Source organism: Pseudomonas sp. NC02 (genome assembly GCF_002874965.1).
Taxonomy (GTDB): domain Bacteria; phylum Pseudomonadota; class Gammaproteobacteria; order Pseudomonadales; family Pseudomonadaceae; genus Aquipseudomonas.
In genome coordinates, this window is sequence record NZ_CP025624.1 from 1,559,670 (window position 1) to 1,573,428 (window position 13,759).

General features: G+C 61.4%; 14 protein-coding genes. 8 read left to right on the forward strand and 6 right to left on the reverse strand.

Going from position 1 to position 13,759, the window contains the following annotated elements; genetic code table 11:
* Nucleotide 1: 1 nt before the first annotated feature.
* The 3 genes from C0058_RS07250 to C0058_RS07260 form a co-directional block, all read right to left on the reverse strand.
* A complete protein-coding gene (locus C0058_RS07250) occupies nt 2–460 on the reverse strand; it encodes a tripartite tricarboxylate transporter TctB family protein (protein ID WP_008437838.1) in 459 nt (152 codons plus the stop codon).
* A gap of 130 nt (nt 461–590) precedes the next feature.
* A complete protein-coding gene (locus tag C0058_RS07255) occupies nt 591–1,577 on the reverse strand; it encodes a tripartite tricarboxylate transporter substrate binding protein (protein WP_166742143.1) in 987 nt (328 codons plus the stop codon).
* A 28-nt stretch (nt 1,578–1,605) separates the two neighbouring features.
* Nucleotides 1,606–2,886, reverse strand: coding sequence for an OprD family porin (locus tag C0058_RS07260; RefSeq protein ID WP_008437839.1), 1,281 nt, complete (start codon nt 2,884–2,886; stop codon nt 1,606–1,608).
* A 236-nt stretch (nt 2,887–3,122) separates the two neighbouring features.
* Here C0058_RS07260 and C0058_RS07265 point away from each other — a divergent pair, with 236 nt between their 5' ends.
* Together C0058_RS07265 and C0058_RS07270 are read left to right on the forward strand one after the other, a co-directional pair.
* Nucleotides 3,123–3,794 (forward strand): response regulator, encoded by a 672-nt coding sequence (locus tag C0058_RS07265; protein ID WP_003212008.1) that lies wholly within the window; start codon nt 3,123–3,125, stop codon nt 3,792–3,794.
* Nucleotides 3,787–5,172, forward strand: a complete 1,386-nt coding sequence (locus C0058_RS07270; RefSeq protein ID WP_003212006.1) for a sensor histidine kinase — start codon at nt 3,787–3,789, stop codon at nt 5,170–5,172. The genes C0058_RS07265 and C0058_RS07270 overlap by 8 nt, the downstream gene beginning before the upstream one ends.
* On the opposite strand, the gene C0058_RS07275 is transcribed toward C0058_RS07270, so the two are convergent.
* Both C0058_RS07275 and C0058_RS07280 read right to left on the reverse strand, forming a co-directional pair.
* On the reverse strand, nt 5,173–5,994 hold the full coding sequence (locus C0058_RS07275) for an HDOD domain-containing protein (protein ID WP_003212004.1): 822 nt from the start codon (nt 5,992–5,994) through the stop codon (nt 5,173–5,175).
* A 36-nt stretch (nt 5,995–6,030) separates the two neighbouring features.
* Nucleotides 6,031–6,972, reverse strand: a complete 942-nt coding sequence (locus C0058_RS07280; RefSeq protein ID WP_102368293.1) for a folate-binding protein YgfZ — start codon at nt 6,970–6,972, stop codon at nt 6,031–6,033.
* Nucleotides 6,973–7,111: 139 nt separating this feature from the next.
* Here C0058_RS07280 and C0058_RS07285 point away from each other — a divergent pair, with 139 nt between their 5' ends.
* Both C0058_RS07285 and C0058_RS07290 read left to right on the forward strand, forming a co-directional pair.
* The gene (locus C0058_RS07285) at nt 7,112–7,366 is read left to right on the forward strand and encodes a succinate dehydrogenase assembly factor 2 (protein WP_003212000.1); all 255 of its coding nucleotides are present in this window, start codon (nt 7,112–7,114) and stop codon (nt 7,364–7,366) included.
* A complete protein-coding gene (locus C0058_RS07290) occupies nt 7,350–7,802 on the forward strand; it encodes a protein YgfX (protein WP_102368294.1) in 453 nt (150 codons plus the stop codon). The genes C0058_RS07285 and C0058_RS07290 overlap by 17 nt, the downstream gene beginning before the upstream one ends.
* Here C0058_RS07290 and nadB read toward each other — a convergent pair.
* Nucleotides 7,771–9,387 (reverse strand): L-aspartate oxidase, encoded by a 1,617-nt coding sequence (gene nadB / locus C0058_RS07295; protein WP_003211997.1) that lies wholly within the window; start codon nt 9,385–9,387, stop codon nt 7,771–7,773. The genes C0058_RS07290 and nadB overlap by 32 nt on opposite strands.
* Nucleotides 9,388–9,855: 468 nt before the next feature.
* On the opposite strand from nadB, the gene rpoE reads away from it, so the two are divergent.
* The 4 genes from rpoE to C0058_RS07315 all read left to right on the forward strand — a co-directional run bounded on the left by rpoE (nt 9,856) and on the right by C0058_RS07315 (nt 13,714).
* On the forward strand, nt 9,856–10,437 hold the full coding sequence (gene rpoE / locus C0058_RS07300; protein WP_003172477.1) for an RNA polymerase sigma factor RpoE: 582 nt from the start codon (nt 9,856–9,858) through the stop codon (nt 10,435–10,437).
* Between the two features lie 31 nt (nt 10,438–10,468).
* Entirely contained in the window at nt 10,469–11,056 is a 588-nt protein-coding gene (locus C0058_RS07305; protein WP_003172479.1) for a sigma-E factor negative regulatory protein, read from the forward strand.
* A gap of 16 nt (nt 11,057–11,072) precedes the next feature.
* A complete protein-coding gene (locus C0058_RS07310; protein WP_102368295.1) occupies nt 11,073–12,029 on the forward strand; it encodes a MucB/RseB C-terminal domain-containing protein in 957 nt (318 codons plus the stop codon).
* Nucleotides 12,030–12,274: 245 nt separating this feature from the next.
* Nucleotides 12,275–13,714, forward strand: a complete 1,440-nt coding sequence (locus tag C0058_RS07315) for a DegQ family serine endoprotease (RefSeq protein WP_003211993.1) — start codon at nt 12,275–12,277, stop codon at nt 13,712–13,714.
* Nucleotides 13,715–13,759 lie beyond the last annotated feature (45 nt).

The window sequence follows — 13,759 nt, forward strand, 5'->3', positions numbered from 1 at the left end:
ATCAGTTCTCCAGAACTTCAAGCAGGCCGAGCGGCAGCGGTACATCCATGGCCTTGTCGAACAGCAGGTAAAGACCGATGCTCATCAAGGTCACGATCACCACGCTGGGCATCCAGCGGCCGCCATACAGGCGCGCCATCGGAATGCCGATCAGCATGCTGCTGAGGATGAAACCCAAGGGTTCGAAGGTGCCGGCAAACACCAGCAGCAACCCGACGCAGATGCCGATCTTGATCAGGGTCTGGCGGTCCAGCGCGGGCTCTTCTTCTGTGTGCTTGGTGGGCTGTGGACGAAACAGCATGTAGATCAGGCCCAGGCCCATCAGCCCGAGCATCAGCAGCGGGTAGGCCCGAGGCCCTACCGGCTCGTAGGAAAACGACGCCTGATATGGCCAGGCCATCAGTGCGAGGCCGGCACAGACCAGCAACATCACTGAGGCGAAAATGCGTTGTAAGAGCATGGGAAACTCCTTGGAGACTCTTGTAGGCGCGAGCTTGCTCACGAAGAACGCCAGGACGTCGCGTTTATACAGGCAGCACGCGTCATCGTTGAAGTTTTTCGCGAGCAAGCCCGCTCCCACAGAGGGGCGATTACTGGATCAGGCCGAACTCTTTGGCCAGCACTTTGTAGTCAGCCACCTGTTTCTTCACGTAGGTGTCCAGCTCCGGGCCGGTCATGGCGAACGGGAACAGCTCGCGCTGGTCACGCAGCTTGGCGAACTCTTCGGAAGCCAGCAGTTTGTCGAAGGCGTCTTTCCACCAGGCATAGTCTTCGTCGCTGACTTTTGGCCCGAGGTAGAAGCCACGCACCACCGGCCAGACGATGTCGTAGCCTTGTTCCTTGGCGGTCGGGATGTTCTTCATTTCCGGCTCGTCCAGGCGTTCGTCGGAGAACACCGCCAGCAGGCGCATGTCACCACTGAGGATGTGCGGCATGGAGTCGGAGATGTCGGTACTGCCTACCTGGATATGGCCGCCTAGCAGGGCGGTGGCGATCTCGCCGCCGCCTTCCAGTGCCACGTAGCGCAGGTCACGCGGGTTGATGCCGGCGGCCTTGGCGATCAGGGCGGTTTGCATCCAGTCCTGGCTGCCGACGGTGCCGCCGGAACCGATGACCACGCTGCCCGGATCTTTCTTCAGGGCCTTGACCAGATCGTCGAGGTTTTTGTAGGGCGAATCGTTTTTCACCGCGATGGCACCGTAGCTGGTGCCGACGGCCGCGAGCCAGCGCACGGCGCTTTCATCGAAGCGGCCAAATTTGCCCTGGGCCAGGTTCAACAGCGAGCCGCTGGACCACGCCACCAGCGTGCCAGCGTCGGCCGGACGCTGCGCCACGACGGCGTTGTAGGCCACCGCGCCCACGCCGCCGGGCATGTAGGTAACGCGCATCGGCTTGCTCAACAGTTTCTCGTTGACCAGCGCGCTCTGCGCCAGTTTGCAGGTCAGGTCGAAACCACCGCCAGGGGACGCCGGGGCGATGCACTCCGGGCGCTTGGGCTCGGCGGCCAGCAGTTGGCTGGCGAACAGCATGCAGCTGGCCGTCAGGGCAAATTTACGCAGTGAAAGGGTCATGTTCATCTCCATCATTGTTGTTATGAGGTTGCTGTTACCAGAGTGCGACGCTGTAGCTCACCAGCAGGCGCACTTCATCCGCATCACGGGCCGAATAGTTGGAACGGTAGGTGGCATTGCGCAGACGCACGGCCACGTCCTTGAACGTGCCGCTTTGCACCACGTAGCGGATCTCGCTGTTGCGTTCCCACTCCTTGCCGGTCTCGCCGTTCTTGAGCTTGATGTTGTCACCCGACAGGTAACGGCTCATGAAACTCAGGCCGGGAATCCCCAGCTTGGCGAAGTCGTAGTCGTAGCGAGCCTGCCAGGAGCGTTCTTCGGCGCCGGCAAAGTCGTTGATCTGCACGAAGTTGACAAGGTAAGGATCGCTACCGTCCACGTAGGGAAAGGCGCTGTCGCCGGACATGTGCTGGTAACCGGCGCTGAGCTTATGGCCATTGAGGGCATAGCTGAAGAGGCCGTTGAGGGAGGTGTTGTCGATCTTGCCGCCGCGCGCCGCGCCGGTGTCGTCACTGACGGCCAGGCGCAGGTCGGCGCCGAAGGTGCCGGGGCCCATCGGGCGCGAGGCCACGAGGCCGAGGAAATGCTGGCGGTACACGTCGTCGAGTTGGGCGAAGTGGTAGCTGCCGGTGATCTTGTCGGCGAACTTGTAGTCCACGCCGCCGAAGTCGAAATGCTTGCCGGTGGCGCCGCTGAGGAAGCGGCTGTTCTTGTTGTTGAGGCCGATGTCTTCGTAGTTGGTGTCGTCGCGGTCCTTGGCCTTGTTCAGGCGGCCGCCGGTGAACACCAGGTTCTTGAATTCCCTGGAACTGAGCAGGCCGCCTTCAAACGTCTGCGGCAGGATGCGCCCGTCGTTGGGCTTGAGGATCGGCAATTCGGGGATCAGCGCGCCGATCTTCAGCTCGGTGGCGGAGATCTTCACTTTGCCGGTCAGGCCGAGTTTGGAATATTCGTTGGCGGCGCGGCCGTCGTCGTGGGTCGGCAACAGCCCGGTGCCGGTGCGGTCGGGGCTGGAGTCGAGCTTGACCCCGAGCATGCCCAGCGCATCCACGCCGAAGCCGACGGTACCGTCGGTATAGCCCGACTGCAGGTTGAGCATGAAGCCCTGGGCCCACTCGTCGCGCTTGGATTGTTGTGCGCTGGTGCCGTCGCGAAAGTCGCGGTTGAAGTACATGTTGCGGGTTTCGAGGGTGGCGGTGCTGTCCTCGAAAAAGGCGGCCTGGCCTGCGGGCGAAAAGCCGGCGAGGGCGGCGGCACTGGCAAGGGCGGTCTGGGTGATACGAGAAGAACGAGCAGGCGGCTGTGTGCGCAGCATCGTGGGTGTACTCCGTTATTGTTCTTATTTTGGCGAAAACGCTTCGAGGCGTTTTTCGGGCGCTATGGGTGAAATAGCTCGGCAGGCGAAACCCACCGTGGCTGGATGCTAAAGGGCGAAGCTTTCACTAACCTTTCAGTCGCCTTTCAATGTTTTCGGGCTTCACAGCGCAGGCCGCGCCTGTAAACTCCCCGGCAAAGCGTGGCGCCGACCACCCCCGAACGAGGTAAAAACCCATGCGTGTCCTTCTGGTCGAAGACCATCTGCAGCTAGCCGAAAGTGTCGCCCAGGCGCTCAAGAGCACGGGTTTGACCGTCGACGTGTTGCACGACGGAGTGGCGGCGGACCTGGCCTTGAGCAGCGAGGAATACGCGGTGGCGATTCTCGATGTGGGCCTGCCGCGAATGGACGGTTTCGAAGTATTGGCGCGCCTGCGGGCCCGTGGGAAAAATCTGCCGGTGTTGATGTTGACCGCACGCAGTGATGTGAAGGACCGCGTGCATGGCCTCAACCTGGGGGCGGATGACTACCTGGCCAAGCCGTTCGAACTGACGGAGCTGGAGGCCCGGGTCAAGGCGCTGCTGCGCCGTAGCGTGCTGGGCGGTGAGCGGCAACAGGCGTGTGGCGTGCTGATTTACGACCTGGACACGCGGCGCTTCACCCTGGGCGGCGAATTGCTGACGTTGACCTCCCGCGAGCAGGCGGTGCTTGAAGCACTGATCGCGCGCCCGGGCCGGGTCATGAGCAAGGAGCAACTGGCCTCCCAGGTGTTTGGCCTGGATGAAGAGGCCAGCCCCGATGCCATCGAAATCTACGTGCACCGCCTGCGCAAGAAACTCGATGGCCAGCCTGTGGCCATCGTCACCTTCCGTGGCCTGGGGTACCTGCTGGAAGCCCGCGATGCATAAGCCCAGCAGCCTGCGCTGGCGCCTGCTGTGGAACCTGGCGCTGTTGCTGGTGGTGTTGATGATTGCCAGCGGCTTGAGCGCTTACTGGAATGGGCGCGAGGCGGCGGACACGGCTTACGACCGCACGCTGTTGGCCTCGGCGCGGACCATTGCGGCCGGCCTGTCCCACCGCGACGGCACCTTGAGTGCCGATGTGCCCTACGTCGCCCTGGATACGTTCGCCTACGACAGCGCCGGGCGGATCTACTACCAGGTCAACGATATTCACCAGAAGCTGATTTCCGGCTACGAAAACCTGCCGGGCCCGCCGCCGGGAACTCCACGCACCGATGACTATCCGGCGCTGGCGCGCTTTTATAACGCCAGGTATCAGGGCCAGAACGTGAGAGTGGTCAGCCTGCTCAAGGCAGTCTCCGAACCGAACATGAACGGCATGGCGGAAATCCGCGTGGCCGAAACCGACGAGGCGCGGGTGGCGATGGCGCGCAGCCTGATGGCCGATACCTTGCTGCGCCTGGGGATGCTGGCCATCGGTGCATTGTTGTTGGTGTTCTTTGCCGTGAGTGCGGCGCTGCGGCCGTTGGAGCGCTTGCGCACGGCCGTGGAAGAGCGTCAGCCCGATGACCTGCGGCCATTGCCGCTGGTGGAAGTGCAGCATGAATTGGGCCCGCTGGTACATGCGCTCAACCATTTCACCGAACGCCTGCGCGGGCAGTTCGAGCGCCAGGCACAGTTTATTGCCGATGCCGCCCATGAGCTGCGCACTCCGTTGGCAGCGCTCAAGGCACGCTTGGAGCTTGGCCTGCGCGCCGAAGACCCGGCTACTTGGCGCACCACCCTGGAAACCGCAGCCCAGGGTACTGATCGCCTGACTCACCTGGCCAATCAATTGCTCTCGCTGGCGCGCATCGAAAACGGCGCCCGGGCGATTGCCGAAGGCGGGGCCCAGTTGCTGGACCTGAGCCAGTTGGCTCGCGAGCTGGGCATGGCCATGGCGCCGCTGGCCCATGCGCGTGGCGTGGCCCTGGCGCTGGAGGCGGATGAACCGGTGTGGCTGCGGGGCGAGCCCACCTTGTTGAACGAGTTGTTGAGCAACCTGGTGGACAACGCCCTGGCCCACACACCCCCGGGCGGCAACGTGATCCTGCGGGTCACGGCGCCGGCGGTACTTGAGGTGGAAGATGACGGCCCGGGCATCCCGCTGGATGAGCGGGACCGAGTGTTCGAGCGCTTCTATCGGCGCAGCCAGCAGGGCTTGGGGGCGGGCTTGGGGTTGGCGATTGTTGGCGAGATCTGCCGGGCACATCTGGCGCAGATCAGCTTGCATGACGGAGAGTTGGCGGGTTTGAAAGTGCGGGTCAGTTTTATCGCGGGGTAATCAGTAGAACATCGACCGTGCTTCATCCAGCTCGGCGCGCAAGGTGTCGCTGTAGGGGTCGAGTCGCAGCTTCTTGATCGCAGGTACCGTCAATATCGGCACGCTGGCCAGCGGGTGGTCAGTGTCGCGGTGGCAATACAACACGGCGACCTGCACCAGGTCGATATAGTCCAGGCGCTCGGAGTCGCGCTCAAGGTTCATGTACTGCGCCGGCAGGTTCACCAGCATTTCCGGGAAGTCCCAGCGCCGCAGCAGCTTGTCCCCCAGCAACGGGTGGATGCTTTCAATCACGTGATCGAGGCTGACCGGATCGGACAGCAGTTCATAGTGATCTTCGGCGAAGGTCAGGATCGGTAGCACGCCAATCTGGTGCACCAGCCCACCCAGCGCCGCCTGGTCAGGCTTCAACTGGCTGTGGTTGCGGCACAACGCATAGCTCACGCCGGCCACTTCCAGGCTGCGCCGCCAGACATCGCGCATCTTCTGTTCGACCACCTCGGAACGGGCGTGGAAGATCTGTTCCATCACCAGGCCGATCGCCAGGTTGCTGCTGTAGTTGGTGCCCAGGCGGGTGATGGCGGTGTGCAGGTCGGTGACTTCCTGGGTCGCGCGCAACAGGGGGCTGTTGACCACTTTGATCAGCCGCGCCGACAAGGCGGTGTCGCGGCCGATCACTTTGCTCAGATGGCTGATGCTGATGTCCGGGTCTTCGGCGGCCTGGCGAATGTTCAGGGCCACTTCCGGCAGCGTTGGCAGAACCAGGTCATCGTTATCGATGGCCACAACCAACGCCTGTTGGACTTTTTCCGCCAGCTTGTTCATTCAAGATCTCTAGGGTGTAGCAAAAAGGTACGACGATCAGCGCTGGATCTCGCGATCACGGTCCAGCTGGTAGGGCAGGTCGAGCAGCTGAAGGCCGGGGCCTTCCAGCGTGCCTACATGCACATCGCCACTCTCTGCTGCTTCGGCTTGCAGCACCGCTAGAAGTTCAATCGCCTGATCGGCACGGGCGGCAATCACCACCTCGCCGATGGCACTATTGTGATTCGGGGAGAACAGTGGGGTGCCGGGCTCAGGCAGCTCGCCGGCATTCAGGCTCAGGCGATACAGGCGACGCTTGAGTTTGCCCAAATACTGCATGCGCGCGACGATTTCCTGGCCGGTGTAGCAGCCTTTCTTGAAGCTGACGCCGCCGACGGCTTGCAGGTTGAGCATCTGCGGGATGAACAGTTCGCGGGTCTGGGGCATGACCTGGCCGATACCGGCACGGATCTGGCCCAGCAGCCATTGGTTCAGTTCACCTTCGTTCAATTGTGCGGCGAGTTGGCTGTGCAGGGTTTGAGCTTGGGCGGCGGGGGCCCAGAGTTCGGCACGGCCCGGCGATACGCGGATGGCGATCAGGTCGTCGCTGCGCACCACGCTGTCGGTCTCGGCGGGTAGTTGGAGGCCGAGGCCGGCCAGTACCTGATCGGCATCCGACACACCGAAACGCGCCCAGGCAGCGCTTTCGTCGGTGAGTTTGGATTTGGAGAACACGGCGTACTTTTTCAGGTCCGCCAGTTGTGGCTCCAGCAGTTCGGTGGCCATGGCCAGCAACACGCCATCGCCTTGCAGCAGGATGCGGAAGCTCGACTGCATGCGCCCTTTCTGGGTGCAGCGCGCGCCCAGGCTGGCCTGGGTGTCACTCAGGTAGTTAAGGTTGCAGGTCAGTTGTCCCTGGAGGAACTTGGCAGCGTCGGAACCGCGGACGGCGAGAACGCCTTCGTGGGACAGGGGGCAGAAAAAAGCAGAGTCAGCCATGGGTCATCGCAGGTTAAAAAGTCATGAGTGCATCATAGAGGGGCGCCCGGCAAATGGATAGTTTCCGTATGGCCGACCAAAGCCGACTGTTCCAGGCAGCTTCGGCCTGTATACTTGCGCTCTATTTGAGGAGCGCTCCATGGTCGAAGATGTAGAACTCAATCGCCTCTACTGGCACAGCCGCCGCGGCATGCTTGAACTGGACGTGTTGCTGGTACCGTTCGTCAGGGAGGTCTATCCGCACCTCAACGACGTCGACCGCGACTGCTACCGCAAGCTGCTGGAATGCGAGGATCAGGACATGTTCGGCTGGTTCATGGAACGCGCCGAATCGGAAGACCCGGAGCTGCAGCGCATGGTTCGGATGATTCTGGATCGTGTCCAGCCCAAGTAATACGTTCGAATGCCGCTGGCACGCCTCCGGGCAGCTGCTGGCGGCTTATCTTTTCGCCCAGGCGTTCGCACTGGGTGCGCTGTGGTTTCTCGATGTGTCCCCGTGGTTCGGAGCCTTTGGCGCCTTGTTGTGCCTGGCCCATGCCGGTTGGGTATTGCCGCGTCATATCCTGCTGACTCACCGTTCGTCGATCCGTGGCCTGCGTCGCGACGAGGATGGCTGGCAGTTGTGGAGCGCCGCGCGTGGCTGGCACAGCGTGCAACTGCGCCCCGACAGCCTGGCGTTGCCGTTGATCGTGGTGCTGTGCTTTCGGGTGCAGGGTGACTGGCGGGTGCGTTCGATCTGCGTGCCACGGGATTCGCAGGCTACCGATGTGCATCGGCGCCTGCGGGTGCGCTTGAAGTTCAGCCGCCGTAGGTGGTTGGCACCAGAATAGTGTCGCGTGCTTCGGGCAGCATTTGCGGGTAGTCGAGGGTGTAATGCAATCCCCGGCTTTCCTTGCGCTCCATGGCCGAGCGGATCATCAGTTCCGCCACCTGGGCCAGGTTGCGCAGCTCGATCAGGTCGCGGCTGACTTTATAGTTGCTGTAGAACTCGTCGATCTCATCCAGCAACAGTCGAACCCGGTGCTGCGCCCGCGCCAGGCGCTTGTTGGTGCGCACGATGCCCACGTAGTCCCACATGAAGCGCCGCAACTCGTCCCAGTTGTGGGCGATGATCACGTCTTCGTCCGAATCGGTCACCTGGCTGGCGTCCCAGCGGGGCAGGGCGGCCGGCACCGGGATGCGCGGCAGCTGTTCAAGGATGTCGGCGGCGGCGGAGCGGGCGTACACGAAACACTCCAGCAACGAATTGCTGGCCATGCGGTTGGCGCCGTGCAGGCCGGTGAAGCTGGTTTCGCCAATGGCGTACAGGCCGGGCACGTCGGTGCGACCGTTCTGGTCGACCATCACGCCGCCGCAGGTGTAGTGCGCCGCCGGGACGACCGGGATCGGGCCCTTGGTGATGTCGATATTGAACGCCAGGCAGCGCTCGTAGACCGTCGGGAAATGGGTCTTGATGAAGGCTTCGGGCTTGTGGCTGATGTCCAGGTAGACGCAGTCGATGCCCAGGCGCTTCATTTCATGGTCAATGGCCCGGGCGACGATGTCCCGCGGGGCCAGTTCTGCTCGTGGGTCGAAGCGCTGCATGAAACGTTCGCCGTTGGGCAGCTTCAGGTGTGCGCCTTCGCCGCGCAGGGCTTCGGTGATCAGGAAGCTCTTGGCCTGCGGGTGATACAGGCAAGTGGGGTGGAACTGGTTGAATTCCAGGTTCGCCACCCGGCAGCCCGAACGCCAGGCCATGGCAATGCCGTCACCGCAGGCGCCGTCGGGGTTGCTGGTATAGAGGTAGACCTTCGCTGCGCCGCCCGAGGCGAGAATGGTGAAGCGCGCGCCGTAGGTGTCGACTTCGCCGCTGGCCCGGTTGAGCACGTAGGCGCCGAGGCAGCGTTCGCCCGGCAGGCCAAGGCGCTTTTCGGTGATCAGGTCGACGGCGACCCGCTGTTCCAGCAGTTCGATATTGGGGCGTTGCCGGGCCTGGGCGAGCAGGGTCTTGAAGATCGCGGCGCCGGTGGCGTCGGCGGCATGGATGATCCGCCGATGGCTGTGGCCGCCTTCGCGGGTCAGGTGGAACTCGAAGCCGCCGTCGTCGGTGCCGGAATGTTCGTCGCGGGTGAAGGGCACGCCCTGGTCGATCAGCCACTGGATGGCTTCGCGGCTATGCTCGACGGTGAAGCGCACCGCTTCTTCATTGCACAGGCCGCCGCCGGCATTCAGGGTGTCTTCGACGTGGGATTGCACCGTGTCGGTGTCATCGAGCACCGCGGCGACACCGCCCTGGGCCCAGAACGTCGAGCCATTGGCGAGGTCGCCCTTGCTCAGTACGGCTATGCGCAGGTGGCCCGGCAGGGTCAGTGCAAGGCTCAAGCCCGCAGCGCCGCTGCCAATCACCAGGACATCGTGTTGAAACTGTTGGCTCATTTGAAGGATTCCGCAAAAAGCGATCCGTAGGGGGGCGCAAACAGGACGCCTGGATCGGCGAATCAAAGGGTGACACGGCCCACTAGTATATAGAGGGGGGGAGCGGCACAATAGCCGGGCATTCGTGGCATTGTGAGACTACGGGCAACGAACTGCACGGCTTTCATGAAACGGACAGCGATTGGGATGGGAACTTTTTGCATAGGCCCCGACTCAATAGCAGGATGCCCGAAAGCTGGGAACACGCTGGATTTGCTGAGCCGCGTCTGTGTCAGGCGCGTCAGGAAACTGGCGACAGATTATTCGCGCAGCCGGCATTGCCCGCGCTGCGTTTTTCGTGTGTGCCAAATCAGTGCGCGCCGGAAACTTGCTTGGAGGGGGAGAACTTTTGCGAAAAGTCCGAGTCTATGTTTGCAAGCCTGATCGATTAGTTATGCAAGCCTCCTTCAAGTACAACGAGGAGTGTTCATGCTAACCCAGGAAGAGGATCAGCAGCTGGTCGAGCGCGTTCAACGCGGCGACAAGCGGGCATTTGATCTGCTAGTGCTGAAATACCAGCACAAAATTCTCGGGTTGATCGTGCGGTTTGTGCACGACACCCATGAAGCGCAGGACGTTGCACAGGAAGCCTTTATCAAGGCGTACCGTGCACTCGGTAATTTCCGCGGTGACAGTGCGTTTTACACGTGGCTGTATCGCATCGCCATTAACACGGCGAAGAACTATCTGGTTTCTCGCGGTCGCCGCCCGCCGGATAGTGATGTTAGTTCGGAAGATGCTGAATTTTATGATGGTGATCACGGCCTCAAGGATCTCGAGTCGCCGGAGCGTGCATTGCTGCGCGACGAGATCGAAGGAACCGTCCATCGCACTATTCAACAACTGCCAGAAGATTTGCGTACGGCGTTAACTTTACGTGAATTCGATGGTCTGAGTTACGAAGACATTGCGAGCGTCATGCAATGTCCGGTGGGTACCGTACGCTCCCGGATCTTCCGGGCTCGGGAAGCCATCGATAAAGCCCTGCAGCCGTTGTTGCAGGAAAACTGAGACAGCGGCGACAGCCAAGAGAGGAACCGCCATGAGTCGTGATGCCCTGCAGGAATCGCTGTCCGCAGTGATGGATAACGAAGCGGATGAACTGGAACTTCGTCGAGTGCTTAATGCATTTGATGATGCCGAAACCCGTGATACCTGGTCTCGTTACCAAGTCGCTCGGGCGGTGATGCACAAGGATCTTCTAATCCCTCGTCTGGATATTGCTGCGGCCGTTTCTGCTGCACTGGCTGATGAAGCCGTTCCGGCAAAAGCTGCTCGCGGTCCTTGGCGTAGCCTGGGCCGTCTGGCAGTCGCTGCTTCGGTGACCGTCGCTGTATTGGCAGGTGTTCGCCTGTACAACCAGGACGAAATCGCCGGTGCCGAACTGGCCCAGCAGACCCAGCAACCGGTCATGGCCGGCCCGCAGGTCAAGGGTCCAGCCGTACTGGCCGGCTACAAGGAAAGCTCCGATACCACCGGGCCTATGGCCAACGGTGTACTTCAAGGGCAATCCGGCTGGCAGGATCAGCGTCTTCCAGGCTACCTGCGCCAACACGCACAGGAATCGGCTTTGAAAGGCACTGAAAGCGCTCTGCCTTACGCCCGCGCTGCAAGCCTGGAAAACCGCTAGTCCGCCAAGGAGCTTTATGCGCGCCATACCGCTCCTTGCGCTTTTGCTCAGTGGCTGGTTTGCAGTCCCCGTCCATGCCGATGAAGCCCAAGACTGGCTGACGCGTCTTGGGCGGGCGGAGCAGCAGCAAAGCTTTCAGGGCACCTTCATCTACGAGCGTAACGGTAGTTTTTCTACCCATGACATCTGGCATCGTGTCCAGAATGGTCAGGTCCGTGAGCGGCTTTTGCAGCTCGATGGTTCTGCCCAGGAAGTCCTGCGCGTCGATGGCCGTACCCAATGCGTGAGCGGCACGCTGGTTGCCGGGCTTGGGGGCTCCCCCAATACCTCTGCGCGTACCCTTGATCCGCAAAAACTCAAAGCGTTCTACGATCTTGCCGTCATCGGCAAATCGCGCGTGGCCGGTCGGAATGCGGTGATCGTTTCCGTGACCCCCCGCGATCAATACCGTTATGGTTTTGAGCTGCATCTGGATCGTGAAACTGCGCTGCCATTGAAGTCATTGTTGCTTAACGACCAGGGCCAGTTGCTGGAGCGTTTCCAGTTCACCCAGCTCAATACATCGGTGCCTGACGATCGTGATTTGCAGCCCAGTGGCGAATGCACGCCGGTGGCGGTGACCAACGCCAAGGCCCCGGAGGTCGAGATCCCTCAGGATTGGCGCCTCGACTGGTTGCCACCAGGCTTTCAGCTGGTCAACAGCAGTGCCCATAAAGACTCCCACACCAAGGTAACCGTCAGCAGTCTGATGTATGACGATGGTCTGGCGCGTTTTTCGGTATTCCTGGAGCCGCTTAACGGTGCGACCGTAAACGAGACCCGCACCCAGTTGGGCCCGACAGTCGCCGTTTCACGGCGGTTGAATACCCTGGAAGGCGAGGTGATGGTGACCGTCGTCGGCGAGATCCCGATTGGCACCGCCGAGCGAATAGCGCTGTCACTACGCAGTGGCACCGTGCCCGCCAAGCCTTGAGTTGTTAATCCTATGTTCATCCTGATATTTCAATGTTGCGCAGGAGATAGTCGATGCCTGCCTCTGCCGAGAGACATGAAATGTCTGGATCATTTTTTTCACTTGCTAATATTCCCTATGTTTTTTATAGGTCAGGGCTTAACGGCCCTGGCCTTGTTTTGTTCGCGGAACAAAAATGTCGGTCGCAGTTTTTCGGCGTTTATTGAACCCTGTCGCTCAACCCTGCTCGTCGTAACGGGAGCTGTATGTCGATACCACGTTTGAAGTCTTACCTATCCATAGTCGCCACGGTGCTGGTGCTGGGTCAGGCCGTTACCGCGCAAGCGGCCGAGCTGCCTGACTTCACCCAACTGGTGGAGCAGGCGTCGCCTGCCGTGGTGAACATCAGTACTACGCAGAAGCTGCCGGATCGTAAGGTCTCCAACCAGCAGATGCCCGACCTGGAAGGCCTGCCGCCGATGCTGCGGGAGTTCTTCGAACGCGGCATGCCCCAGCCGCGCACGCCGCGTGGCGGTGGTGGCGGCCAGCGTGAGGCCCAGTCCCTGGGCTCGGGCTTCATCATCTCGCCTGACGGCTACATCCTTACCAACAACCACGTGATTGCCGACGCCGACGAGATCCTGGTGCGCCTGGCGGACCGCAGTGAGCTGAAAGCCAAGCTGGTGGGCACCGACCCACGTTCCGACGTTGCCCTGCTGAAAATCGAAGGCAAGGACCTGCCGGTGCTGAAACTGGGCAAATCCCAGGACCTGAAAGCCGGCCAATGGGTCGTCGCCATCGGTTCGCCGTTTGGTTTTGACCATACTGTGACCCAGGGTATCGTCAGCGCCATCGGTCGCAGCCTGCCGAACGAAAACTACGTGCCGTTCATCCAGACCGACGTGCCGATCAACCCGGGCAACTCCGGCGGTCCGTTGTTCAACCTGGCGGGTGAAGTCGTTGGCATCAACTCGCAGATCTACACCCGCTCCGGTGGTTTCATGGGCGTTTCGTTCGCGATTCCGATCGATGTGGCCATGGACGTTTCGAACCAGCTGAAAACTGGTGGCAAAGTCAGCCGCGGCTGGCTGGGCGTGGTGATCCAGGAAGTGAACAAGGACCTGGCTGAATCCTTCGGTCTCGACAAGCCGGCCGGTGCCCTGGTCGCGCAGATCCAGGACGATGGCCCTGCTGCCAAAGGTGGCCTGCAAGTCGGTGACGTGATCCTGAGCATGAACGGCCAGCCGATCGTCATGTCTGCGGACTTGCCACACCTGGTGGGCGCGCTCAAGGCCGGCAGCAAGGCCAAGCTGGAAGTGATTCGTGACGGCAAGCGCCAGAACGTCGAACTGACCGTCGGTGCGATCCCGGAAGAAGGCGCGGCGCTGGATGCGCTGGGCAACAGCAAGCCAGGTGCCGAGCGCAGCAGCAATCGCCTGGGCATTGCTGTAGTCGAGTTGACCGACGAACAGAAAAAGAGCTTCGACCTCAAGAGCGGTGTAGTGATCAAGGAAGTCCAGGACGGTCCTGCCTCCCTGATCGGCCTGCAACCAGGTGATGTCATCACCCACCTGAACAACCAGGCTATCAACTCCACCAAAGAGTTCACCGACATCGCCAAGGCGCTGCCGAAGAACCGTTCGGTGTCGATGCGCGTCCTGCGTCAGGGGCGTGCCAGCTTCATTACCTTCAAACTGGCCGAGTAATCCGCTAGTCCAATAAAAAGCCCCGCTCTCGATGTTCGAGAGCGG